16 protein-coding genes are annotated in these 25,083 nt (G+C 63.4%); 4 read left to right on the forward strand and 12 right to left on the reverse strand.

Annotated features, from left to right (window positions below; translation table 11 throughout):
* Positions 1-234 precede the first annotated feature (234 nt).
* Entirely contained in the window at positions 235-3,846 is a 3,612-nt protein-coding gene (gene dnaE, locus RWX45_RS10965) for a DNA polymerase III subunit alpha (protein ID WP_316023756.1), read from the forward strand.
* A 187-nt stretch (positions 3,847-4,033) separates the two neighbouring features.
* Here the strand turns inward: dnaE and RWX45_RS10970 are convergent, their stop codons facing one another.
* Positions 4,034-4,264 carry an RNA-binding S4 domain-containing protein gene (locus RWX45_RS10970; RefSeq protein WP_316023757.1) on the reverse strand — a complete coding sequence of 77 codons (231 nt, stop codon included), beginning with the start codon at positions 4,262-4,264 and terminating at the stop codon, positions 4,034-4,036.
* 60 nt (positions 4,265-4,324) lie between these two features.
* Here RWX45_RS10970 and RWX45_RS10975 point away from each other — a divergent pair, with 60 nt between their 5' ends.
* Positions 4,325-4,732, forward strand: coding sequence for a hypothetical protein (locus tag RWX45_RS10975; protein WP_316023758.1), 408 nt, complete (start codon positions 4,325-4,327; stop codon positions 4,730-4,732).
* Positions 4,733-4,837: 105 nt separating this feature from the next.
* On the opposite strand, the gene RWX45_RS10980 is transcribed toward RWX45_RS10975, so the two are convergent.
* The 11 genes from RWX45_RS10980 to RWX45_RS11030 form a co-directional block, all read right to left on the reverse strand.
* Positions 4,838-6,607 carry a hypothetical protein gene (locus RWX45_RS10980; RefSeq protein ID WP_316023759.1) on the reverse strand — a complete coding sequence of 590 codons (1,770 nt, stop codon included), beginning with the start codon at positions 6,605-6,607 and terminating at the stop codon, positions 4,838-4,840.
* Between the two features lie 52 nt (positions 6,608-6,659).
* Positions 6,660-7,598 carry a carbohydrate ABC transporter permease gene (locus RWX45_RS10985; protein ID WP_316023760.1) on the reverse strand — a complete coding sequence of 313 codons (939 nt, stop codon included), beginning with the start codon at positions 7,596-7,598 and terminating at the stop codon, positions 6,660-6,662.
* 15 nt (positions 7,599-7,613) lie between these two features.
* Complete coding sequence (locus tag RWX45_RS10990) at positions 7,614-8,609, reverse strand: ABC transporter permease (protein WP_316023761.1); 996 nt, start codon at positions 8,607-8,609, stop codon at positions 7,614-7,616.
* Between the two features lie 209 nt (positions 8,610-8,818).
* Positions 8,819-9,412, reverse strand: a complete 594-nt coding sequence (locus RWX45_RS10995; protein ID WP_316023762.1) for a YesL family protein — start codon at positions 9,410-9,412, stop codon at positions 8,819-8,821.
* 30 nt (positions 9,413-9,442) lie between these two features.
* Positions 9,443-10,807, reverse strand: coding sequence for an alpha-L-fucosidase (locus tag RWX45_RS11000; RefSeq protein WP_316023763.1), 1,365 nt, complete (start codon positions 10,805-10,807; stop codon positions 9,443-9,445).
* 55 nt (positions 10,808-10,862) lie between these two features.
* Complete coding sequence (locus tag RWX45_RS11005; protein ID WP_316023764.1) at positions 10,863-12,923, reverse strand: beta-galactosidase; 2,061 nt, start codon at positions 12,921-12,923, stop codon at positions 10,863-10,865.
* The gene (yicI, locus tag RWX45_RS11010) at positions 12,920-15,046 is read right to left on the reverse strand and encodes an alpha-xylosidase (protein WP_316023765.1); all 2,127 of its coding nucleotides are present in this window, start codon (positions 15,044-15,046) and stop codon (positions 12,920-12,922) included. The genes RWX45_RS11005 and yicI overlap by 4 nt, the downstream gene beginning before the upstream one ends.
* A gap of 39 nt (positions 15,047-15,085) precedes the next feature.
* Positions 15,086-17,980: a glycoside hydrolase family 3 C-terminal domain-containing protein gene (locus tag RWX45_RS11015; protein ID WP_316023766.1), complete on the reverse strand. Its 2,895-nt coding sequence runs from the start codon at positions 17,978-17,980 to the stop codon at positions 15,086-15,088.
* Positions 17,981-18,097: 117 nt separating this feature from the next.
* Positions 18,098-19,084 carry a LacI family DNA-binding transcriptional regulator gene (locus RWX45_RS11020; RefSeq protein WP_316023767.1) on the reverse strand — a complete coding sequence of 329 codons (987 nt, stop codon included), beginning with the start codon at positions 19,082-19,084 and terminating at the stop codon, positions 18,098-18,100.
* A 143-nt stretch (positions 19,085-19,227) separates the two neighbouring features.
* Positions 19,228-20,826: a xylulokinase gene (locus tag RWX45_RS11025; protein WP_316023768.1), complete on the reverse strand. Its 1,599-nt coding sequence runs from the start codon at positions 20,824-20,826 to the stop codon at positions 19,228-19,230.
* A 222-nt stretch (positions 20,827-21,048) separates the two neighbouring features.
* Entirely contained in the window at positions 21,049-22,155 is a 1,107-nt protein-coding gene (locus RWX45_RS11030; protein WP_316023769.1) for an ADP-ribosylglycohydrolase family protein, read from the reverse strand.
* Positions 22,156-22,264: 109 nt separating this feature from the next.
* On the opposite strand from RWX45_RS11030, the gene RWX45_RS11035 reads away from it, so the two are divergent.
* Together RWX45_RS11035 and RWX45_RS11040 are read left to right on the forward strand one after the other, a co-directional pair.
* Complete coding sequence (locus RWX45_RS11035; protein ID WP_316023770.1) at positions 22,265-24,616, forward strand: glycoside hydrolase family 3 N-terminal domain-containing protein; 2,352 nt, start codon at positions 22,265-22,267, stop codon at positions 24,614-24,616.
* 50 nt (positions 24,617-24,666) lie between these two features.
* A partial coding sequence (locus tag RWX45_RS11040; protein WP_316023771.1) for a histidinol dehydrogenase occupies positions 24,667-25,083 on the forward strand: 417 nt, incomplete at its 3' end.

Consider the following 25,083-nt stretch of genomic DNA (forward strand, 5'->3'; position numbering starts at 1 on the left):
ATGGCCCCGGCCGATGCCCCAAGACTTAGCCCGCCCTCAGCAACTTCGACCGGTTTCGGCACGTTACAAGTGCCGGTCTCGGTGCGTTACAAGTGCCGGTTTCGGTGAAAGGAGCGCTGGCCCAACGCGCGCTGACTGCCGCTGGTCGACGGCCACTGACCGGCCGCCGCGGCCACCGGCCGACCCACACCGAGACCGTGATCGCCCTCGGGTCAATCATCTAGGATGAAACACATGGCAGACACGAGCGTGGCAGCAGCGGCGGGCGGACAGACGGACAGCCAGGAGCCTTACGACGACTTCGTCCACCTCCACGTTCATACCGACTACTCCATGCTCGATGGCGCCGGCAAGATCAAGGACTACGTGGCCGAGGCCAAGCGGCTGGGACAGCGGGCCCTGGCCATTACCGACCACGGCTACATGTTCGGTGCCTACGAGTTCTATGAGGCTGCCAAGAGTGCTGGCATCAAGCCGATTATCGGCGTCGAGGCCTACTTGACCCCGGGTACTTCCCGCTTCGACAAGACCCGGGTGTTTTGGGGGGATGAGTCCCAACGCGCCGACGACGTCTCCGCCCGCGGCGCCTACACGCATATGACCCTGCTCTCGCACAACAACGAGGGCCTGCACAACCTCATGCGCCTGGACTCTTACGCCTCCTTGGAGGGCCAGTGGGGCAAAGCGCCCCGCATGGACCGAGAGCTCATCTCGCGCTACTCCAAGGGCCTCATCTCCTCCACCGGCTGCCCATCCAGCGAGGTACAGACCCGCCTGCGATTGGGCCAGTGGGACGAGGCCCTGCGCGCCGCCGGCGAGTTGCAGGACATCTTCGGCAAGGATTACTTCTACGTCGAGCTCATGGACCACGGGCTAGAGATCGAGCAGCGCGTGACCAAGGATCTGTTGCGTCTGGCCAAGGCGATCGACGCGCCCCTGCTGGCCACCAATGACTCTCATTACGTGCGTCCAGAGGACCGCACCGTTCAGGACGCGATGCTGTGCATCAACTCCGGGTCGGTCCTGTCGGATCCGGACCGCTTCAAGTTCGACGGCGACACCTACTATCTGCGCCCCGGCCGCGAGATGCGGGCCTTGTTCAAGGAGATGCCGGAGGCCTGTGACAACACGCTGCTGGTGGCCGAGCAGTGCAATGTGAGCTTCCAGACCGTCGACGAGGGTGCCTCGTTCATGCCGGTCTTCCCCGTGCCCGAGGGGGAGACCATGGAGTCCTGGTTCGTCAAGGAATGCTGGAAGGGCATGGACCGCCGCTTCCACGGTGATATCCCTGAGGACTGCCGCAAGCAGGCCGAGTACGAGATTGGCGTCATCGTGCAGATGGGTTTCCCCGGCTACTTCCTCGTCGTCGCCGACTACATCAACTGGGCCAAGCAGCACGGCATCCGCGTGGGACCGGGCCGCGGCTCCGGCGCCGGCTCCATGGTCGCCTACGCCATGGGCATTACCGAGCTCAACCCGCTCAAACACGGACTCATCTTCGAGCGCTTCCTCAACCCCGAGCGCATTTCCATGCCGGATATCGACGTTGACTTCGACGAGCGTCGGCGTGACGAGGTCATCGACTACGTCAAGGACAAGTACGGGTCCGATCGCGTCAGCCAGGTGGTCACCTACGGCGTCATCAAGGCCAAGCAGTCGCTCAAGGACTCTTCCCGGGTCATGGGCTACCCCTATGCCGTCGGCGACCGCCTGACCAAGGCCATGCCGCCGACCATCATGGGCAAAGACATCACCATCAAGGGCATGTTCAACCCCGAAGACCCGCGCTATGGGGAGGCGCAGCAGTTCCGCGATCTACACGCCGAGGATCCGGATGCGCAGAAGATTGTCGAGCTGGCCAGCGGCCTAGAGGGCATGACCCGTCAGTGGGGCGTGCACGCCTGCGCCGTCATCATGTCCAGCCACACCCTGACCGACATCATTCCCATGATGCAGCGGCTGCAGGACGGCGCCTTCATCACCCAGTTCGACTACCCCACCTGCGAGCATCTGGGCCTGCTCAAGATGGACTTCCTGGGGCTGCGCAACCTCACGGTCATCTCCGACGCCCTGGACAACATCGTCGCCAACGGCAAGGAGCCGCTGGATATCGACCACATTGAACTGGATGACCGGGCCACCTACGAACTGTTGTCCCGCGGCGACACCCTGGGTGTTTTCCAGCTGGATGGTGGCGGCATGCGCACCCTGCTGCGCCTGATGAAACCGGACAACTTCGAGGACATTTCCGCCGTCGGCGCTCTGTACCGGCCCGGGCCCATGGGGGCGGAGTCCCACACAAACTACGCCCTGCGCAAGAACGGTCTGCAGGAGATCGTCCCGATCCACCCCGAGCTCAAGGAGGCCCTGGAGCCGATTCTGGGGACGACCTACGGTCTGATCGTCTACCAGGAGCAGGTCATGAAGATCGCCACCGACCTGGCGGGCTTCTCCATGGGTAAGGCCGACGCACTGCGCAAGGCCATGGGTAAGAAGAAGATGGACATCCTGGAGAAGATGTTCGTCGAGTTCGAGGCCGGAATGGTGGAGCGGGGCTTTTCCAAGGAATCGGTTAAGGCCCTGTGGGACGTCGTGGTGCCCTTCGCCAAGTACGCCTTCAACAAGGCCCACTCCGCCGCCTACGGCGTGGTGTCCTACTGGACCGCCTACCTTAAGGCGCACTATCCCACCGAGTACATGGCGGCCCTGCTCACCTCTCAGAAGGACAACAAGGACAAGCTGGCCGTCTACCTGGGCGAATGCCGCCACATGGGCATCAAGGTGCTGCCCCCCGACGTTAACGCCTCACGCGCCCAGTTCTCCGCCGTTGGAGACGACATTCGCTTCGGGCTGGGGGCGGTCCGCAACGTCGGCGCCAACGTCGTCGACGCCATCGTTGAGGCGCGGGAGACCAAGGGAGACTTCACCAGCTTCGAGGACTTCCTCGACAAGGTTCCCGCCGTCGTGTGTAACAAGCGCACCATTGACTCCCTCATCAAGGCCGGTGCGTTCGACACTCTCGGCAAGTCACGGCGTGCCCTGCAGGCCTGCCACGAGGACTTCGTCGATGAGATCATCGGCGTCAAGCGTAACGAGGCCGCCGGTCAGTTCGACCTCTTCGCCTCCATCATGGGGGATGCCCCCAGCGACGACGCGGCGTTCGGCTCCGGCCCGGTCTTCTCCTCGGAGGTCCCCGACCTGCCGGAGTGGGACAAGAAGGAGAAGTTGGCCTACGAGCGCGACATGCTCGGTCTGTACGTGTCCGACCACCCTCTGCTCGGCCTGGAGCATGCCCTGGCCAAGCTGGCCGACACCGAGATCTCCGACCTCATTGAGGACGACGACCGGCCCGACGGCGCCATGGTCACCATCGCCGGCCTCATCACCTCGTTGACGCGGAAGACCACCAAACAGGGCAACCTGTGGGCGATCGCCCAGATTGAGGATCTCGGCGGAAGCATCGAGGCGCTGTTCTTCCCCTCGACCTACCAGACGGTGTCCACCATGCTTGCTCCGGACACGGTGGTGACACTGCGAGGGCGTCTCAACCGCCGCGACGGGCAAGTCGCCCTGTACGTCCAGGAGATGACGGTGCCGGATGTGTCTAGCGCCACGCATGAGGCGGTGACGATCACCCTGCCGAGTAACCGCTGCACCGGCCCGCTGGTGGAGCAGTTCAAGACGGTGCTGGAGAAGCACCCCGGTATGTCGACCGTGCGGCTCACCCTGACCAGTCCGGGCCGGGAGGTGCGCACCCAGCTGGATAACTCGTTGCGGGTGGAGGCCTCCGCGGCGTTCTATTCCGATATCAAGGCCCTCCTCGGCCCGGGGTGTCTGGGGCGCTGACAGCCGATGGGTCACGAGAACTCCTGTGTTCTCGCACTTTATAGAAATGGGTTAGCTAGACGGTGTCACCCGAGTAGAACCCATCTGACTAGCGCGAAGGTCTCTCTGGTGTGCTTTCCGCACAGAGATTCAGCATATTCGCCCTGGCACGCACCGGGTGCCGGTGCACGATGCCAAGCACGGTCGCTCACCCCACCACGGCGCCGTCGACGCCGGTCGGCAGTTCCACCTCCACGACGTCGCCGGTGGCCAGGCGATGACCGCGTCGGGTCTCCACTTCGCCGTTGACGCGCACGTCGCCGGCTTGGATGGCAATGCGGGCCACGGCGCCGTCCTCGACGAGGCCCGCGAGTTTGAGGAACTGGCCGAGCTTGATGTCGCCGCGAATCTCGATGGTCGGGAACGTAGAGCTGCTCATGCGCCTATCTTCGCAGCTGAGCTCCTGCCGCCGACAGGAATGATCTGGGAGCATAGGTGCATGCTCCCGTCTGCAACGGCCCCTCACCAGTGGCCCGACCCCGCTGTTGCCGCGGTCGATTTGGCGCTCACGGTTGGCGAGCGCTACCCGGTGGGGGAGCGTATGTTCACGCTCACGCCGAAGCTTGCCCATGCGGTGGTCTGTTCACGCGCCGTGCTCATCGATGTGGCGGCGCATGGCGAGGTCATCACCTACGGTGAGTTGAGTGACGCCATCGGGGGAGTAATCCTGCCCCGCCATATGGGCCCGCTCATGCACATGCTCGGGCATGACTGCACCGAGCGGGACGAGCCGATGCTGCCAGCACTCGTCATCAACCGCATCAAGGGTGAGGTCGGCACGGTGGACGCCGCCTGGGCACCTGCCGAACGCCGGGCTTGCTGGGAGTACTGGGCCGTTAGATCGTGAGGCGGTGCCCGCCGCAAGCTGCAGCGGGCACCGCCTCACGAAGGACCGTGCCTGTCGGTTCCTGACTGTGCTGTATCCCCCCGGAGGCCCGGGGAGTGCAGAGGATCACCCAAATTCGGCGACGACCTCCTCACGGGCCTCCTGCTGGGCTTTCGCATTCGCCATGTCTGTCTCAAGGACTTCCTGATAGCCGAGTCCGTCTGCAGTGTTCTTGAGGTCTTCCCATAGGGAGTTGAAGGTGGCCTCATCGCTGGCGAACGCCATCTTCCAAGAAGTTTCAACGATAACCGACCTGACCTGGTTCCGCAGAGACTCGGTCTGCGAGTCATCGTCGGGCGCTACGTAACTGGCACCGGGCGCGACGGCAAGCATGTCGTTGTCTTGGAGATATTGCATGGTCGTTGTCGCGCCGCCCATCTGTGCCGACCAGTCGTCGGACAGCGGGTTGGAAGTGGTCTCCTGGTAGGTCTCCCACATCTTGTAGTTAAAGGGGTAGCCGGTTTCCGGGTCGACGTCCGTTCCGAGGACCGTCGTAACGTTGAGCCAGGATGCCCCCTCCTTGTAGGTTCCGGTGCCCCATTCGCTCGGGACATCGGCGTCATCGCCGAGGAGCGCTTGACGCCCGAACTCGGTGAGCTCGGGTTTACCGTCGGAGTTGAGGTCCCACGTGAGTCCCTGCGGTCCAGCTGCGCCCATCGTCTGGCTCGAGTTACAGGAAACCCCCTCTGAGCTATAGAGCCAGTCGAGGAATGCGGCGGCACGGTCGGGGTCGCTCACTTGGGAACCGATAGCAATGACCTGTTGTGCACCGGTCGCGGGCGCACCGTAGGAGAAGACCTTCATATCAGCAAGCGGCGCGATCTCGAAGCCCTTGCCCTGAGCCATGTGTTCCTCGGTATTGTACGCTGATTGGCCCTGCCACGGCCAGAATGAGAACAGCACCTGACCGGCCTGCATCTTCGAGAAAAGCGTGTCGTAGTTCTGAGTTGTTGAGTCCGGATCGACGATGCCCAGTTGGTTAGCGTCGAAGAACCACTTGAGGACGCGACGATACTGCCCGTCGTCATCGAGAAGGCCCTGGAAGTCGGAGCCGTCTGCCTTAGCGAGTACGAAGCCGATCTCGTCGTACCCGTAGTAGCAGACCGGCTGCTTGGCGTTGTTCATCATGTTGCCGTCCCAATCCTTGAATAGGGACAAGGCGTATGTCTTCTTGCCGTTGTCTGCCGTGGGCTGCGCTTCCTGCATCTTCTGAAGCACCGGGAGCAGATCTTCAAGCGTCGAGATCTCAGGATACCCAATTTGCTTGTACAGATCCCAACGGAGGAAAGGACCGAAAGTCGGGTCAATTCCCTCGCTCGGCTCGGTCGGCTTAAGGGTCGAGATTTGGGTAGGCAGGGCATATAGGCCGTCCTTGCCCTCATTGAGCTTCTGCACAGCGGCGTCGAATCGGGCCACGTTCTTCATTGCGCCGTATACGGGCGTGAAGTCCATCAATAACCCGCCCTCGATCAACTCGTTCATCTGCTTGCCGACTCCGACAACGACGATGTCACCAAGGTTACCTGCGGTGACCCTGGTGTTGTAGAGCGTGTCTCCGCCGCCGGCGACATTGGGCGAAACCAGATTCAGAGTGAGGCCATACCGGTCAGAGACCAGCTTGCCAAACCAGCCGGGCTGCTCGCCCGCCTGGTTGGCGAGCCCGTCGAAGACCTCGAACTTGGCTGCGTCGGACCAGGCCGTTGGGAAGGCAGTCGCATCCGCGCTGGCGAACGAGGAACCTGACGAGTTGTTCTTGCCGCACGCGCCCAACGTAAGTAGGCCGAAGGCGGCACTTGCGCCGATGAGTAGTGATCGTCTAGAAACGGAAGTGACCATGTGCATCTCCTTTGATGGTCGGGTGGATGAGTGAACAGAACGGCATAAGGGATTACCCCTTGACTGCGCCCAGCATGATGCCCTTGACGAAGTACCGCTGGAACAGTGGGTAGATGAAGAGAATAGGGAGTACGACGACGACGGCTACCGTAGTCCGAATTGAAGTGGCAGTCTGCGCCGTTGCGGCGGCTGCGACCGACCCGAGGTCGCCTCCGGATTGTTGCGCCATCTGAGCAAGGCTATCCGCCTGGTTGATGTAGGTGTAGAGCAGATACTGGAGGGTGTAAAGGCTCTTGTCGGTGATGTACATGAGCGTGTCCTGGAAACTGTTCCACTGAGCAACCGCGGAGAAAATCGCTACCGTCGCGAGAATCGGTGTCATGTTCGGCAGCATGATGCGGGCGAATACCTGTAGCGTATTAGCGCCGTCGACCTCGGCTGCCTCCTGTAATTCATGCGGCATCGACTCAACATACGTCTTCACAAGAATAATGTTGAAGGGTTGTACGATCGCGGGAAGAATATATACCAGGAAATTGTTAGTAAGGCCCAAGGTGTACATTACGATGAAGACCGGAATAATGCCGGCATTGAAGTACATCGTGATGACGACCAATCGATACCATAGCGTGCGCTTCCATAGGCGCTCTTGGGTGAACATGAATCCCAAGTATGCGGAGGCGAGCACGGTGCATGTTGTGCCGATTACCGTCCGGGCGACGGAGACGGCTGCGGCCTGGGGGAGCCCGCTGAGATGGAAAACGTTGATATAGTTGCTGAAGTGGATTCCTTCTGGCAGCCATCGTACGTCGCCCAGGGCGGTGAGGTTGTTGGCGCTGATCGAGTTAATGATGAGGTAGTAGAAGGGATATCCACAGATGAAAGCTAGCAGTGCTGCGCCGGAGTAATTGATGATGTGGAACGCCACGTCTCCGCGCGAGAGCTTCATTCGACGAGGCTGCTGTAACGCCGCGTGCTTGGACTTGAACATGTTCGTTCCCCCTGGTCAGATCAGCGAAGTCCCGCGCAAACGCTTGGACAGACCGTTGACAGTAAGTAACAGCGCTACGGAGATGAGCGATTTGAGCATGCTGATAGCAGTCGCGAGGGACAGATTGTTGCCGCCCATGCCGATGTTGTAGACATACAGGTCAAGTACTTCGATGTGTTCCTTGTTGAAGGCGTTTTGGAACACATAGTATTGCTCCATGCCGTTGTTAAGAATATTCGCAACTGAGAGCATGAGGAGCACGAAGTACGTCGGCAACAGCTGGGGGATGGTGATAGACCACATGGTCCGGAATCTCCCGGCGCCGTCGACCTTTGCGGACTCGTAAAGCGATTGATCGATTCCTGAGATGGCTGCTAAGTACATAATCGAGCCCCAGCCCAGGCCTTTCCAAAGGCCCCATGCGGTCATTTTCAGCCACACGTGCGATTCGGAGTCCAAGAACTTGATCGGCACGTCAATAAGCCCGAGCGACAGCATGGTCGAGTTGACCATACCGGTCGAAGAGAATAACGCGAACGCGATCATGTAGACTAGCACCCATGAGATGAAGTTCGGGAGTGTGGTGAGTGTCTGTACAAGATTCTTGAACCACTTGGCTTGGATCTCATTGAGTAGGACGGCGAATCCCAGAGGTAGCACCGATGTGGCGATCCCCAGGAAGCTCATCCCTAGTGTGTTGGCGAGTACCCGTAGGATTTGGTGAAGCTGGGTCGGAGATTGCACCAGCATACGGAACCACTGGAGACCTACGAACTCGGAGTTGGCAAGGCCGCGAGCGGGCCTGAAGTCGAAAAGCGAGTACACCCAGCCGAGCAGCGGCAGGTAGCTGAAGAGCACGACCAGCAGCAGGAAGGGTGCGATCGATAGAAAGAGTTTGAACGACCCATGATGCCGAGGGTGCTTAGGCGTGCGCGCGTGAGAGCGCTGGTGGGCGCCGCTTGCTTTCTCTTCGGCAGCAACGACTGATGCCGGTGCCGGTGGCAATGCCATGTTCGCTCCTTGTGTGTCGTAGCGATTCGATGCGGCTTGGATGCGGTGCTGCGTCCTTGCAGATGCTGGAGAATTCGCCGGATTCGGCAAAATATCGGAGGAGATTAACCTCGCTCGGGTTCTCAGTGTACTCGCGCGGATGTGATCGGTCAACCGGATGAGTCGATGCGCTTCGATTAATTTGGATCGACCGCGAGGTCTGATGGCAGTCAGGATAGGCGCGCGTACAGCGGTGCGGCGATGGCGGACTGTAGGAGCGCGCCGACAGCCAGCCCCACGGTGAGGATGATGATGAGGCTAGGAGGTAGCGCGATTGCAAGGGCGACCTCGGTGATAGGCACCAGGACGAGGAAGAGGGAGCGCGCCGGTACCACCGCCGGTAGCAATAGCGCATTATGGATGGTCCTGGAAGCGGTGGTGTCACGGGTCGCGACCAGGAGCAGGCCGTGCACGGCACTCGCGGCGAGATATAGGGCGAGGAGTGCGGCGATGACGGCGGCAATCGCTCCCGGCGCCCCGCCCGTTGACCACCAGAATCGGACAGCGAAGGCGGCCAACGCGGCGGGCAGGGCGATTGCCCAGAAGACGATGCTGCCACGTAACGTGTCGGTTTTGAGCGCGTGTCCGTACGTACGCAACATGTCGGTGTCGGGGTTTTGACGGACGGCGTCCATCGTCTCCAGGAGTGCGGCGGAGGCTGCACCGATGGTGATGACCGGCAGACACGCAACAACGTGGATGAGGTTGAGCGCTACGAGGGTGAAGAAGCTCGTCAGACCCTGTACGGTACGGTTCTCTGTCATCTCCATATGTTCCCTTTCAACGCTCCGGTTTCATGCCAAGGTCATGCGCAGACAGGAGGCCCACCGGGTGGCCGACGGCGGGACGTCGATGAATGTGGCGTCGCCGTTGCGCCGCATCGAGAGCGGGCCACCGCCGAGCATAGTGACCTCAGTGAGTCGGGCGTCGACACGTAAGGTGGTGGCAGGCACCTCGTCAGCGCCGGAGTGTCCAAAGGCGTAGAGGAAGCCGTCACGTGCTGTGAGGTACCAAGTGATGTCGTCGTCGGATGTGACAGACGGAGGGTTCTCGGGCGGGCGCGTTGAGTATATTCCTTCACCGCATACCTGCATCCACTCGCCGAGGTCTTGGAGAAACTGCCTGACGGAGGGCACCATGCGTCCCCGTGCGTCCGGGCCGATCCCGATGAGATAGTTACCGCCGCCGGCAACGATGCGCAGGAGATTCCCGATGGTCTCGGCCGTGGGCTTTGCCGGATCGTCTGGGCGCATCGCGCACCATTCTTTAGTCTGGGAGATACATGCCTCCCAAGGGAACTGCAGCGGGGTCGTGGGGACCTGCTGCTCCGGGGTGAGATAGTTCTGATGCGGACCAGGCACTTCCCGGTCGACGACGAGGATACCTGGCTGTGCGAGACGCGCTACCCGCGCAATACCGTCAATGTCGATCGGTTCCTCCGGCTCGCGCACCCAACCGCCGTCGAGCCAGAGAACAGAGAAAGGACCATAGTTCGTGAGGATCTCATCGACCTGATCCTGTGTAAACTCCACAAAACGCTCCCATGCTCGGGGGTGAGCGCTGATGTCGTAGTTGTGAAAGCGATCTTTGATCGGCAGCGAGCGGTTCCAGTACTCTGGGCGCGACCAGTCCGCCTTAGAGAAGTATGCGCCCATTTCCAAGCCAGCGCCTCGGAAGGCGTCTGCGACTTCGCGCAGGATGTCGCGGTGAAGACCAGACTCCTCAGAGGTGCATTTCGTGTTGGTATAGGCGGAGTCGTACATGCAGAAGCCGTCGTGGTGTTTGGTCGTGAAGATACAGTACCGCATACCGGCCGCAGAGCATGCTGCAGCCCATTCCTGGGCCGCGAAGTCTTCACCGGTGAAGGTGCGAGCCTGATCGTAGTACCAGGTGTGATACTCGGCGTTAGTACCGGACCATGATGCGGGCGGATCTGTGAACCAGCCGAGGTCTTCGCGATGTAGGGACCAGGAACCGCCTTGTCCGATAGCGGTGTAGATTCCCCAGTGGATGATGACTCCCAGCTTGAGGTCACGCCAATGTTCGAGGTTCTGTTTGATCAGCGGGTCTGAGGGCCAGATGTATGTCGGCGCGGATTCGTGCCGTACCGCCCCGGCCGCATCCAGGGGAGCGGGGGCTAGCTCGTTGTCGGTGGCCATGGTGTGCTTCCTAGTCAACGTCGTTCGTGTGCGGGGTTGAATTGTGGCAATTGTTTTAGGGCTTGTGGGCGCTAATCGAGACGGCTGTAGCCGCGTCGGGAGCGATTCGGATAACTGCGCAGCTTCCAGCCGCGAGCAGTCCGCCTTTGGAATAGTCGTTTCCGCTTATTAGATCGGGGCCGGGCGCGGTGACGTCGACGTCGACGTCGCCATCATGCATGAGGAAGAGGAAGTCGGCGTCACGAGAACGCCGCACCACCGCCTCGACTCCGAGGGGGGCCGCTCCGACGATGGTGGGATCGATGCCAGTGTCACGCAGAATCAGGTTCCAAAGCGCCTGTTCGGATGACTGCGTCAGATGCGTTGAGATGTACCATGCGGTTCCGGCTCCGACAGTTGCGCGGGTAATCGCCGGGGACCCGGTGAGCGGTCCCGTGAGGAACGAGTACACAGCTTGCGCCGTGTTGAGCCGGACGTGTTCCGTCCAGTCCGTTACTTCGAGGTCCGGACCCAGCTCGCTACGGAGGATGAGCTGGGTCCCCGGTTGGAGAGGGCGCAGCGATTGCGAGGATATGCCCAGCAGGTCACGTAGCCGGCCGGGATATCCACCCGGAAGAATCCGCATGGCGGAGTCGGCCAATCCGCTGAGGTAGGTCACCACTACGGTCCCACCCGACCGGGCAAAGGACTCAATCCACGCCGCCGTCCGCTCATCCATGGGGTATAGGCACGGAACGACGAGCAGGCGATACGACTCCAGACAGGCACATGGCGCGATGAAGTCGGTGACGATTCCAAGAGCCCGTAGGGCGCGGTGGATCGCCCGCAATTCGCCCCGATAGGTGATGTCCGAACTGGGCAGGTCGGGCGTTTCCAGGGCCCACCAGCCGTCGGCATGCCACACAATGGCGACGTCGGCTTTGACAACCGGGCCGTCCGCCGGCGGTAGGTGGACCTCCTCCAAGCGTTCCAGGATCTCTCCCAGGTGGACAATTGTGCGGAAGCCTTCAGTATCCTTGCCGACGTGGGGAACCATGCCCGAGTGCCACTGTTCCGCGCCGGCGGTAGATGCCCGCCATTGGAAGAACATGCATGACTGTGAACCCCGCGCAATGTAGCCGAGGCTGTCGCGAATCGTACGCTCTGGCTCCTTGGGCAGGGCTCGTCCATCTAGCTTGATTTGGGTGGCGTTTTGTTCCATGAGGATCCAGGGACCGTTGCTCCAGGAGCGCGCGAGGTCGGATCCGTACGCGACGTGAGCCTCAGCTTCAGCAGTGGCAGAGTCCAAGTAGTGGTCGAGCGAGACGACATCGAGGCCGTCAGCCCACGACCACTGTTCCAAGTTGTTCCAGTCAGGAAGCATGAAATTGGTAGTCACCGGCGCATGCGATCCTGCCGACCTGAGCTGCGCAATTTGCTCGAGGCAGGCGCTGCGCATTTCGTCGGAAGAGTAACGGCGAAAGTCCACAACTAAGCCAGGATTTGGCAGGTACTGTGTCGCGACGGGAGGAAGAATCTCATCCCAGGAGCCGTAACGTTGAGACCAAAAGGCTGTGCCCCAGGCAGCGTTGAGCTCGTCCAGGGTCGCGTACTTTTGCTTGAGCCAGCTTCGGAACCCGCGTTCGGCGTAGGGGCCATAATCAATGGTCCCGTATTCGTTGTGTACGTGCCACCCTCTCAAACCTGGGTGCAGTCCGTACCGTTCCGCCAGTGAACGAGCCATGCGGCGACATGCTGAACGATACGACGGCGCTGCGATGGCGTAGGTATCGCGAGAACCGTGGCGTAGTCGGACACCATCCGCCGTGACCGGTAGCGCGTCAGGATGCGCCAGGGTGAACCAGGGCGGGGGAGAGGCGGTAGGGGTGGCAAGAAAGAAGCCGATACCCGCACGGGTGAGCAGCTCGAGAGCGTCATCAAGCCAACCGAACTCGTAACGCCCTTCGGCGGGTTCTAGTGAGGCCCACGAGAATGGGCAGACGGTCACTGTGTTGACGCGCGCTTCTTGCATGAGGTCGATGTCTTCCAACCACACCTCACGCGGCCACTGATCGGGGTTCCAATCGCCCCCGTACAGAAGACGTCCCGGGTCGAATGGGCGAGTTGAGCCTTTCATCTGGCGTTCGTCCTAGCGCTGACCAGGTCGATCGGGGCGGTACCTTCGCGCGCGAAGAGTCCGAGAGAATGAACGTCGTAGATGCGGCGTATGAAACGACCTCCAGCTCGGCAATCAACCACCTCGCCGTCGATGAGGTGTCGCCACACTCCCTGAGGCAAGTAGATGTCGACTGCGCCATCGGGGCGGAAGACTGGGGCGACCAGCAGGTCCGGGCCCAGCATGTATTGCAGATCTAGGTCGCGTGCGGCGGGATCCTGCGGGAATTGCATGAACATCGGGCGCATCATTGGGCGGCCGTGGGTGTGCGCGTCGCTTGCGGTGGTGAGTAGGTACGGAAGCAGGCGCTCCTTGAGCAGGGCGAATTCCCGCATGACATCGACGCTTTCCTCGTCAAAGAGCCAGGGCACGCGGTAGGAATTCGATCCGTGAAGCCGTGAGTGGGAACTCAGCAGTCCGAAAGCCACCCAGCGTTTGAACAGCAGGGGATCCGGCGTGCCCTCGAAGCCTCCGATGTCGTGGCTCCAGTATCCAAATCCGGAAGACGCCAGTGAGAGTCCACCGCGAAGCGACTGTGCCATCGCGGCGTAAGTGGACTCGCAGTCCCCACCCCAATGAACCGGGAATGCTTGGCTTCCGGTAGTCGCCGAGCGGGCGAATAGGACTGCTTCGCCGACGCCGCGGCGGCGTTCAAGCAGCCGGAATACGGCCTCGTTGTAGCGCCGGGTGTAGAAGTTGTGCTCCCGTAGGGGGTCAGTTTGCCTCGCCCAGGCTACGCCGTCGACGGGTACTCGCTCTCCAAAGTCGGTCTTGAAACAATCAACTCCGTCGTCAAGCAGGCGCTCCAACTTGCCAGTGAACCACTCGGTTGCATCCGGATTGGTGAAATCGACCAGAGCCATGCCGGCCTGCCACAGATCGGTCTGCCAAATGCTGCCGTCTAGGCGGCGTAGTAAGAAGCCCCGCTCAGCACCCTCGGCGAAAAGACTGGATTGCTCGGCGATATACGGGTTGATCCACGTGCACACCCGTAGGCCGCGTGCATGGAGCTTGTCGATGAGGCCGCGTGGGTTCGGGAAGGTCTCGGGGTCCCATTCGAAGTCCGACCAGTGGAAGCCACGCATCCAGAAGCAGTCGAAATGGAATACGGATAGAGGGATACCCCGCTCGGCCATTCCATCCACGAAGGACAGTACGGTCTCCTCGTCGTAATTCGTTGTGAACGAGGTGGAGAGCCACAGCCCGAAGGACCAATCGGGCAGTTGCGCAGGGCGGCCGGATCTGGCGGTGTAGCGGTCGAGTACCTCAAGCGGTTCCCCGCCCCCGTAGATCTCATAACGCAGCGTCTCTCCGGGGACAGAGAACTGGGTGGCGGAGACGTTCTCGGTACCGATCTCGAAGGACACCGGGCCGGCATCGTTGACCAAGACCCCATAGCCCTCGGAGGATATGAAGAACGGGATATTCTTGTAAGCCTGTTCGGAGTTGGTTCCGCCGTCAGCGTTCCAAATATCGACCGTCTGACCGTTTTTGACAAAGGCACCGAAGCGCTCGCCGAGGCCATAAATACGTTCACCCGGACGCAGTGCCAGCTGTTCGCGGACGAAGGGACCGCCAGCGGCAAGATGCGCCTCAAGCGTTTGGGCTCCGTCGTCGTAGTTGTTGGGAATAATGCGGTTGGGACGAACGCGAGCGTACCCCATAGAGCGTCCTGCCGATGAGGTGAGCGGGGCGCCATCCCATAGATAGTCGACGCGCCACGGGCCGTCAAGAGAAACGCGGGCTGCTAAGCGTCCGGACCGCAGCGTCACGGACTTCCCATCAACAGCTTGAGTAACTTCCGCGTCGATCGTGCTCGGCGAGGTGAGTGGGAAGGTGGGGGATGGGATGGGGGTACCAGCGTGGTGAGTGATGGTGACACCGATGACGTCGGTCGCCGGTGCTTCAAAGGATACTGTGAGGACCGGGGTGTTGAGGGTGTCGCCGCGTGAAGCAATGTGACGAGTTGGGACGTACACGCGCATTGCTTTGTTGTCGTCGGCGACGCTGACGTTATAGACCTCGCTGGGGCGGATGAGAGTGACGTCGTCGCGTTCCAGCCAGTAACCGTTGGTATATTTCATGAATATGACTTTCTTCAGACTGAGGTCGAGGGAGGGGAATTAGTCGGTCGCTGTCTCGATGCCCAGCAGAGCAATGGGGCCGTTGAGGCGAACGCGTAGTCGGCCGACGGACTGGTAGGGCGCCTCGGCGGTGATGGTGAACGGGAGCGTGAGCCGCGCGCCGGTGGTGGGGTCCACAACGTCGGCGGATGGCGCTCCGGTTGCTGCGGAGTGCGGCAGGTGACGAGTCCTGAGTTTCGTGATCCGGGTCCCTGCGGGAAGGATGAAATCGCAGCTGCCACCGCCACGTTGGGGCCGCAGTTCCTCTCCTTGTGTCGCAGTGGTGGCTGCACGCACCAGGCCGTTGAGGTCTTCTGCCCTATCTGTATTGATCGAAGCGAGAGGCTCCGGGGCGGTTCGCGGCTGGGCGATTTGGCTGGTGGGAAGGACGAACGATCGCTCGAGAACGGTGGTGTCGGACGAACTAGAACGGGCGATGCGAACCCGAAAAGGTCCGTCCGGTAGCTCGAAGCGGGAACTGTCTGGAGCGAAGACCGCGAAGCGCTCGAAGGGGATGACGAGATCCGTAACAGCCCGGTTCTGCTCGGGCGTCACTGTCACAGTTGCAAACCCGACTAGACGCGTGGAAGGTGTATGTAGCGGGCGGCGCGTGAAAGAATCCCCCTGCAGATCTGCATACACCTGAACTACATCGTGGATCGGGCCTTGCGTGCGCCGGTGCTGAGGCGCTGTCACAGCGATGTGAACCTGTACTCCATCCGGGCTGAGTTCAAGCTTCGGGTCCGTCCAGCGTGTCGAGTCGATCGATAATCCGTGTCCGAAGGCGAAAGAGCTCGGTTGATTGTAGAGATAGGTTGACTGAGTTCGAATGATGTTGTAATCGAGTAGATCGGGCAGCTGGGAATCGATCGGCCAGGTTTGTGCGAGCCGTCCCGAGAAGTCGCGGGCACCGGTGAGCAGGTCGGCGAGTGCATCGCCTTCGCTTTGTCCCAGATGAGAAGACCAGAGCACGGCATCGATGCCGGCGTCGAGGCCTTCAAGGTCGTAGGGATACGAAGAGATGATAACGAGTACGGTCGTCACGTTATCGGGTTGGCGTCGTAACTGCTCGACCAGGGCCTTGTCAGGTTCGGGAAGGCGAGTATGAGGGCGGTCTTCGGTTTCGCGGCCATGCACGTATGGGTTGTTGCCCACAACGACGATGACGGTGTCGGCGTCGCGAGCGGTTTCGGCGAAGGCCTGCTCCGGTGTCTGCACGGTGGATATGTGCAGCTGCGCACCAGTGCGCGGATGAGTGCCGCGCAGCGTGAGGGCTCCAGAGTGGTGTTCAATTCCGACGTAGCGGCCGGTGGCGCAGTGAACCAGGACCCAACTGCCGTCAGAGCGAACTTCGCGTCTGAATAGCTCCTGGCTCACCCATCCGCCAATTGAATCCGCCTCGAGGCATAGCTGGCCATAGGCGTCGGGACCTAGATAACGGCCGTTTTCGCCTCTCAGTGCGATGGTCTGTTCACCGAAGTCGATAATGTCGAGGAGGGCAGGGGAGGCCGAGACACAGGGCCCGTCAGCCTCTGGAAGGCTCAGACGAAGTGAGCCGTCCGCGCTGGTGAAGATCTCACCAGAGGTGCCGTCTGCACTGCCCGGATTCGGGTTGGGCAACACAGATAGGTGAACCGTTTCGACAGCTCTGGTGGTTTTTACCGGTGCGTGGTGCTGCTGCGCAAGCGCGTCTACGAGCGTCACGGGTTTGATGAGGTCGCCGGAGTACCAATCATGAAGTACTTCGTGGGCACGGTCGCCGATGACAGCGAGGGGTGCGTCCGGATTGATCGGAAGTGCCGCACGCCCACGTGAGCCGTGTGCCAAGAGCACGACACTACGTGTGGCAACCTCCCGTGCGACTGCTCGTGCTTCGTCTCGTTTGATGTGTCGCGCGGTATCACTGGAGGTTGTGCCCATGAGTGAGTCGAACTCTCCAGTGCGCGCACGTGCGACCAGCTGGCGCACCACGGCGTGGTCGATGTCTGACGTTGTGATAAGGCCGTCGTTCAGGGCTTGGGTGATGGCTGCGATCGTCTCACTCGGATCGGAGTCGTGATCGGTGAACGAATCCACGCCCGCTCGCAACATTGCCGCATAGGCGGTGGGTGCGTCAGGAAGTACCTTCTCCGCTTTCCATAGGTTGCTAGGGGCTCCCGCATCGGTGACGACGAACAGCAGATCCGGGTCGGCGACGGCGGTGCGCAGGCGGCTGTTGACCATCTCGCTCAAATGGGCGGGCCGGCCATTGACGAGGTTGTAGGAGAGCATGACAGACCCTGCTACCCCGCGACGTAATGGGGCGAGAAACCCGGGCAGCTCATACTCTTCAAGCAGCTGTGGGTCGAGCTGAGAGGAAGTGGCTGAGCGATCGGTCTCATTGGAGTAGCCGAGGAAGTGCTTGAGCGTGGGCACTGTCGTCCAACGCTCGCCGTTGCCGCGCAGGCCCGCCGCATAGCCTGTAGCCAGCTCCATGTTGAGGAAAGGGTCCTCCGTATACGCTTCTTCGGTGCGACCCCAGCGCGGGTGCCTGAGCGTGTTGACAACGGGCGCCCATACCGTCAGGCTCAGTGCGGGGTCGGTTTGCTTCATGTAGCGGACCTCTGCGGCCACGACCTCACCCGCATGGTTAAGTAGCTCGGGGTCCCATGTAGCCGCCATTCCGACCGGTTGGGGGAAGCTGGTCGCGGGACCACGCCAGGAAACGCCGTGAAGCGCCTCAGTGCCCGTCACGAACGGACCGATTCCGAGCCTTTCAACTCCTGGCGACCACTGATGCAGGAAGCTGATGCGCTCCTCAATGGTGAGCTGCGTCACGAGCTTGCGCGCCCACTGGAGTCGCAGTGAATCGGCGGCGGAGATGTCGTGGGGATGCTGCGTGCGGCGTTTCGTCATTGAGTGCCTCCGTGCGTCGGCCTACACCGACGCGGACCGGCCGGTGTCCGGTGTAGCGTATCGAATCGCTTCGACGATTTCCAGCTGTACACGCGTGCCCATCCAGGGGCGTAGCTGTCAGCGAGTTGTCTCTCGGCGGGTGAAGCGCGGCGCTAGGAGCTGCGCGGAGGGCGCGAGCTCGTCGTCGTCTACCAGATCCAGTGCCATGGTCACGGCAGCGGCCCCGATCGCCTCGATAGGCAGTGTGGCGCCGGAGACCTGCCACGGTCCGTCTGTCGCCACGTCCTGTGGGGCGATGGCTGCTACCTGCAGGGCGTTGGGGACTTCAACCCCTAGGTCGCGCAGGGCTCGACCCAATGGAGCCAGGAGGGCTTCATGATGGACGAATAGAGCGTCGGGCGCGTCGGGCCCCGTCAACGTGCGTTCCGCCCATGCCAGAATGTCAGGGGCAGATGCAGGCAGCTGCACCACCTCTCCGGTCACCGCGCAGTCATCCAAACCGTCGCGGAAGCCTTCAAGTGATCGGCGCTGGTACGTGAAGACGGGGTCGCCCGTTGCCTGGGGCGGGCAGATCATCCAGATCTTGTTCGCGCCGCTGTCGTGGAGTTTCCGTACACACAGCGCAGCCGCTTCGCGGAAGTCGAAATCGACGCAGGCGAGCCCGTAGGTGCGCTTCGGATAGCCGATGAGCACCACTGGCTTGGTTAGTTTGCGGAGGAACCCCATACGGGGGTCGCCATCGCTCAAGTCCATGACTACTAGGGCGTCGGCCTTCCCTTCGTCTATGACTCGTTTGGTATGTACGGCATCCTCTCCGGTAACCAGGAGAATGTCGACGTCGCGTTCGTAGGCAGTGCCGAGCATTGAGCGGACGAACTGCATGATGACGTGCGGGTTGGCTCCCTGGCGCAGCGGCACCGCGACAGCAAGGATCGAGGAGCGGTTGAGTGCAAGGGCGCGCGCGGATGCCGTCGGGTGATACGACAGTCGTTCGATCGCGTCTTGGATGCGTTCGCGTGTTGCCGGAGAAATTGGTCGTTTGCCGCTGAGGGCATAGCTCACCGTGCTCAGGGAAACACCCGCTTCGCGGGCGATGTCGCTCATTGTTGCCATGGTTGAGATCGCTGTTCGTGCTCGGAAGAAGAAGTCGGGGAGGCGCGGCGACGGCTGCCGCTGCCTCCTACCGATCCGAACTTACCCTGCGACTCCATCGCGCTTGGCGCTGACAGACCTTGCCGACGTCGTATTCAGAAGACCTCGGCGGCGGTGTGCTCCAGTGGGAGGGCGGCGGTGAAGGTTTCCAGGTAGCTCGCGTAGGTGGTGACTTCCTCGGTCATCGGGGTGATGGTGGTGACCTCGAGGTCGACGAAGATGCGGTGGGCCAGGTACTCGTCGAGCGCGTCGCCGTCGGCCCATAGCAGGTAGCCGGCCAACAGGGCCATGCCCCAAGCCCCGCCTTCCGCGGCGGCCTGGCCGACGGAGACGGGCGTGTCGAAGGCGGCTGCGAGAACCCGCTGGGGGATCTCGGGGGTCTTGAAGATGCCCCCGTGGGCGAACATGGAGTCGATGGGGACATCGGCATTCTGCCTGAGCACCTTGACCCCGTAGGCCATGGACGCAAAGGCGGCGAACAGGTGAGCACGCATGAGGCTGGCCAGCGACAGCGTTCCCTCTGGACGACGCACCACCAGCGGTCGGCCTTCGCCGAGCCCCACGAGGTGCTCGCCGGACAGGAAGTTGTAGGCCAGAACGTCGCGGGGGTCGGCGTCGTCCTGCGCGGCGGCGCCCAGGAGGATGTCGAACAGTGGCCCCTTTGCGATGGGGGCGCCGATAGCGTCGGCGAACTGGGAGAAGACCTCCACCCAGGCGTTGAGGTCGGAGGTGCAGTTATTGGAGTGCGCCATGGCCACGGGCGCGCCCGACGGCGTGGCCACGAGGTCGATCTGCTCGACCAGGCTGCGCAGCGGCTGTTCCAACACGATCATGGCGAAGGCGCTGGTGCCCGCCGACACGTTCCCCGTGCGCGGGCGCACCGAGTTGGTGGCCACCATGCCGGTGCCGGCGTCGCCCTCCGGCGGGCACAGCGGTACCCCGGGGCGGAGCGTGCCGGTCGGGTCGAGCAGACGCGCGCCCGCGGGGGTGAGCCTTCCGGCCTCCTGGCCGGCCAGTGCCACCTCCGGCAGGATATCCACCAGTTTCCAGGGGACCTCAACGGCGTCGTCAAAGGCGGCGATCATGGTGGGGTCGAAAGAGCGGCCATCCGGCCCGATGGGGAACATGCCGGAGGCTTCGCCCACGCCCAGCACATGCCTGCCGGTGAGGCGGTAGTGAACGTAGCCGGCAAGCGTGGTGACGTGGTCGATGCGGGCCACGTGCTCCTCGCCGTGGGTGATGGCGTGGTGCAGGTGCGAGATCGACCAGCGCTGGGGGATGTTGAGTCCGAACAGCTGTGAGAGCGTGCGCGAGGACTCCTGGGTGAAGGTGTTGCGCCACGTGCGGAAGGCCGTGAGTAGCTCTCCATCGGCATCAAGGGGAATGTAGCCGTGCATCATTCCGGAGATGCCGATGGCTCCGAGGGTGGTGAGGGGCAGGGCGTATGTGGTCTGGAAATTGTGGGCGAGGTCGGCATAGGCGGCCTGCAGGCCGGCGACGACGGCGTCCATCGAGTAGGTCCACACGCCGTCGACCAGCTCGTTCTCCCAGGTGAAGCCGCCGTCGGCCAGCACGGTGCCGGAGGCGTCGATGAGCACGGCCTTGATGCGGGTCGAACCGAACTCAATGCCGAGCGCGGTGCGGGCGAGGTCAATGCCGGCGGGGGCGGCGGCGGGTGAGGTTGCTGCGGTCATGTGTCGCTCCATTGCTGATCGGGTCTGCTCCTGCCTGCCCGCCGGGCGCGACCTCGCGGCCGGCGGTGTTCACGGGCGCCATGATAGTGGGCTCGACCTCAAAATGTGAACGTTCACTGGCGGATTGGGTGCCGCCGTCCGGCGTGCGTCGCCGAGTCGATTCGCAGGCATGAGCCGCCCTCCTCTACGGACTGGGGGAAGCGCACGTATGCGACGCGGCGGCTAGCTCAGTCCGGCGATCGCCGTCGCCCGGGCCAGCGCGCGTAGGTTCTCCGCGTCCCGCTCGGCGCCGTCGGCACGGCGCGGCAGACCATGCACCGTGGTAACCCACTGCGGGTCCAACGCGCCCGCGCCCAGATAGCTTCCGGCAATCGCCCCGGTGATGGCGCCGACCGTGTCCTTGTCCCGGCTTGCCCGCACGGCCCGGTCCAGCACCATATCCATCCAGACCCGGGCAGTGTCTGCCCGCCCGCGCGTCATGGCCGCGGCGGAGCGGTGCCCGGAATGGTTGGCGAAGACAAAGGCGAGTGTGGCATGCCCGAGTGCATTCACGGTGAACCCGTCATCGTCGGGAGGGTTGTGAACGTGGGTTGCGTCCAGGGCCCCGCCGTCGAAGAGGTCGTGCCAGTACGTGCGCCGCTGAGCGGGGATGAGGTCGAGTGTCGCCAGCGGGTTCGCCCCGAAGTACGGCATGCCCGCCCAGGGCGGGTTCATGATGTTGGACCGGATCATCTCCGCATGGATGACGCAGCAATCTCCCGCCAGCGGGTCGGCGTGGGTGAGCTCGGCCACCGCTCGGGCGGCCGCTGCCGTCGCGCGCCGGTCCTGTAGCCGGCTCAGGCCCACGATCCCATTGCGCATGAGCGCGTCATTCCCCGCCGTCCTGCCACTGCGCTCATGCAGCTGAGCGGCCGCCGCCCGCATGCGCGCTGCGATTCCGGGCTCGTTACGGCTGGCGGCGACGGCCTCGATGACGGCTCGGGTCTGGACGCCGACGTCGGTGGCGCCCTCCTCAAGGACCCAGTGGCACCAGCCCCGGGCGATGTCATCCAGGGCCGCCTCGCTGGTCAGGTCGGCCCCGGTGGCCGCGACCTCGGCGATGTACAGGGACATCTGCGTGTCGTCGCTCCACTCGCCGGGCGCGTAGTCGCCCAGGCCGCCGCCGAGCGCTTGTGGGGCGCCCTCCAGCGGCACATCGCCCGGCTCGTAGGGCACGCCCATGACATCGCCAACCGCCTGGGCGAGCAATACGCCCTCGACGCGGTCCAACTGGGAGTCGGTCAAGGGCCCATGGGGCGGGGCGGCGTCGTCTCGCAGAGTCGAGTTCACAGGGGCAGCGTAGAAGAAGAATCGGCCTCGACGCCGCGGCGAGCACGCTGCAGCCGTGCCATGCTTAGCCGAGCCAGCCGCCGCGCCCGCGCCCAGCGAAGGAGCTCTTGTGCCCACCTCCTCGATTCCCGATTCCCCATCCGCCGCACGCAACGCCGTCAGCCCCGTCATCCAGCTCCACCCGCAGCACGGCGGCCCCACACTGGGCACCACCTCGGCACCGGTGATGGAAGTCGACGGCCACCTGTTCAAGGACCTGGCCCGTACCGGAGAACTCTTGCCCTATGAGGACTGGCGGCTTCCCGCGGCGACACGCGCCGCCGACGTCGCCTCACGCCTGAGTATCGAAGCGATCGCCGGGCTCATGCTCTACTCGCCCCACCAGCCCGTCCCCAACCCCGGTGCGGGACCCTTCGCGGGCACCTACGGGGGCAGGCCCTACCCCGAGGCGGGCGTGCCCGCCTGGGCACTGACCGACCAGCAGATCACCATGGTCACCACCGACCGCGTCCGCCATGTGCTGGTCTTCACCCTGCAGGACGCCGACACCGCCGCGCGTTGGAACAACGCCATGCAGGCGCTCGCCGAGTCCGAACCGCTGGGCGTCCCGGTGAACACCTCAACCGATCCCCGTAACGGGGCCGCCGAAGCCTCCGGGGCCGAATTCGCCACCGCGGCTGCGGACGTATCGCGCTGGCCCGAGGGGCTGGGCATGGCCGCCCTCTTCGATGCCGAGCGCGTCGGGGAATACGCCGCCATCATCTCCCGCGAGTACCGGGCGCTGGGGATCACCACTGCACTCGGACCCCAGATCGACATCGCCACCGACCCCAGGTGGATGCGACTACAGGACACCTGGGGTCCGCACTCCGGGCTGGTGTGTGACTACACGCGCGCCTACTGCGACGGGATGCAGACCACCGAATCCGGGTCTGCCCCGGGCGCCGCCTTCGGCCTGCCCGAGGTTTCCCCCTCCGTGGCCGACGCCGGCTGGGGGAGCGCCTCGGTGGCCACCATGGTCAAGCACTGGCCCGGTGGCGGCACCGGTGAGGGCGGCCGCGACGCCCACTACGGCTTCGGCAAGTTCGCCGTCTACCCCGGTGGCAACGAGGCCGAGCACCTGCGCAGCTTCGTTGAGGCCGCCTTCCACCTCGACGGCCCCACCGGAACCGCCAGTGCCGTCATGCCCTATTACACGATCTCCTGGAACTACCGCACCCCCGACGGGCGTCTCCTCAACACCGCCGCTGCCGAGGACACGCCCCGCGCCAACGCCTACAACCGGGCGATCGTCCACGACATGCTGCGCCAGCGCTACGGTTTCGACGGCGTGGTGTGCACCGACTGGGGCATCACCGCCGACCCGGACCCGGAGATCGACCACTTCGGCCAGCGCTGCTACGGGGTGGAGGACCTCGACGTCGCCGGGCGTCACCGGCTCGCCATCGACAACGGCGTCGACCAGTTCGGCGGCAACAGCGAGGCAGCCCCCATCATGGAGGCCTACCGGCGCATCGCTGCCCGCGACGGGGAGGCGGCCGCCCGCGTCCGCTTCGAGGCTTCCGCCGCCCGGCTGCTGCGCACCTTCTTCCGCGCCGGCCTGTTCGAGAACCCCTACCTCGACCCGGACGAATCCACCGCGATCGTCGGCTGCGACGCCTTCACCCAGGCCGCCCGCGCCGCCCAGCGCGACAGCCTGGTCCTGCTCAAGAACGGGCGGGACGACGCCGTGCTCCCGCTGGGTGCGAACGTGCGCCACGTGTGGGTGCCCACGCGTCACGTGGACGCTCAACCCGGCTTCATGCGCCTGGGTGAGCCGGCCCGCGACATCGACCCCTTCAACGCTGCCGCCTCGCCCTATACGCGGGCCACACGCGCCCAGGACGCCGACGCCGCCGTCGTCTTCATTGAAAGCCCTATCTCCAATCCCTATGCCGTGGCCGACCGCGAGGCCGGAGGCAATGGCTACCTGCCCATCAGCCTCCAGTACCGGCCCTACACGGCCACCACCGCCCGGGCCAGCTCGCTCGCCTCCGGCGACTTCCGGGAGACCGGCGAGCGCAGCTATCGCGGCAAAACCAACCGTGCCCTCAACGCCTCCGATCTGGACGCCGTCATCGACGCCCGCCGGGCCATGGGGGAGCGCCCCGTCATCGTGGTGGTGCGCATGCACAACCCGGCCGTGCTGGCGGAACTGGAACCCTACGCCGACGCGATCGTCGTCGACTTCGGAGTGCAACAGGAGATCATTTGGGAGCTGCTTGCCGGCCGCTTCGAGCCCAGCGGTCTGCTGCCGGTCACGCTGCCCGCCTCCATGGAGGCTGTGGAGGCCCACTGTGAGGACCTGCCCTTCGACTACCAGGCCTACACCGACGCCGCCGGCCACACCTACGCCTTCGGCTACGGCCTGAACTGGTCCGGCGTCATCGACGACGAGCGCACTGGGCGCTACACCGTCTGAACTGTGTGCGCTGCGCGCCCCAGGGGAGTCGGGGCGGGTAGGCTCGCGCCATGCTTCTTTCCCGCATCGACCTGCGCGACTCACACCTGACGCCCGCTGAGCTTGCTGCCGCCCTGCCGCGGGCGGACCAGGACGTGAGCGCGGCGCTGGACGCCGTCGCCCCGACCCTGGAAGATGTGCGCGCCCGCGGCGCCGCCGCCCTGCGGGATGCTGCCGAACGCTTCGACCGAGTACGTCCGGAGCACCTGCGCGTGCCCGCGGCGGACATCGCGGCCGCCCTGGACGAACTGGACCCCGCGGTGCGGGAGGCCCTGGAACTGTCCATCGCCCACAACCGTGCCGGCCACACCGCCCAGCTGCCGGTTGAACGCGACACCGAGATCATCCCCGGCGGGCATGTCATGCAACGGTGGAATCCCGTGCGCCGCGTCGGCCTATACGCCCCCGGCGGGCTGGCCATCTACCCC

Source organism: Actinomyces sp. MRS3W, assembly GCF_032465695.1.
Classification (GTDB): Bacteria; Actinomycetota; Actinomycetes; order Actinomycetales; family Actinomycetaceae; genus Actinomyces.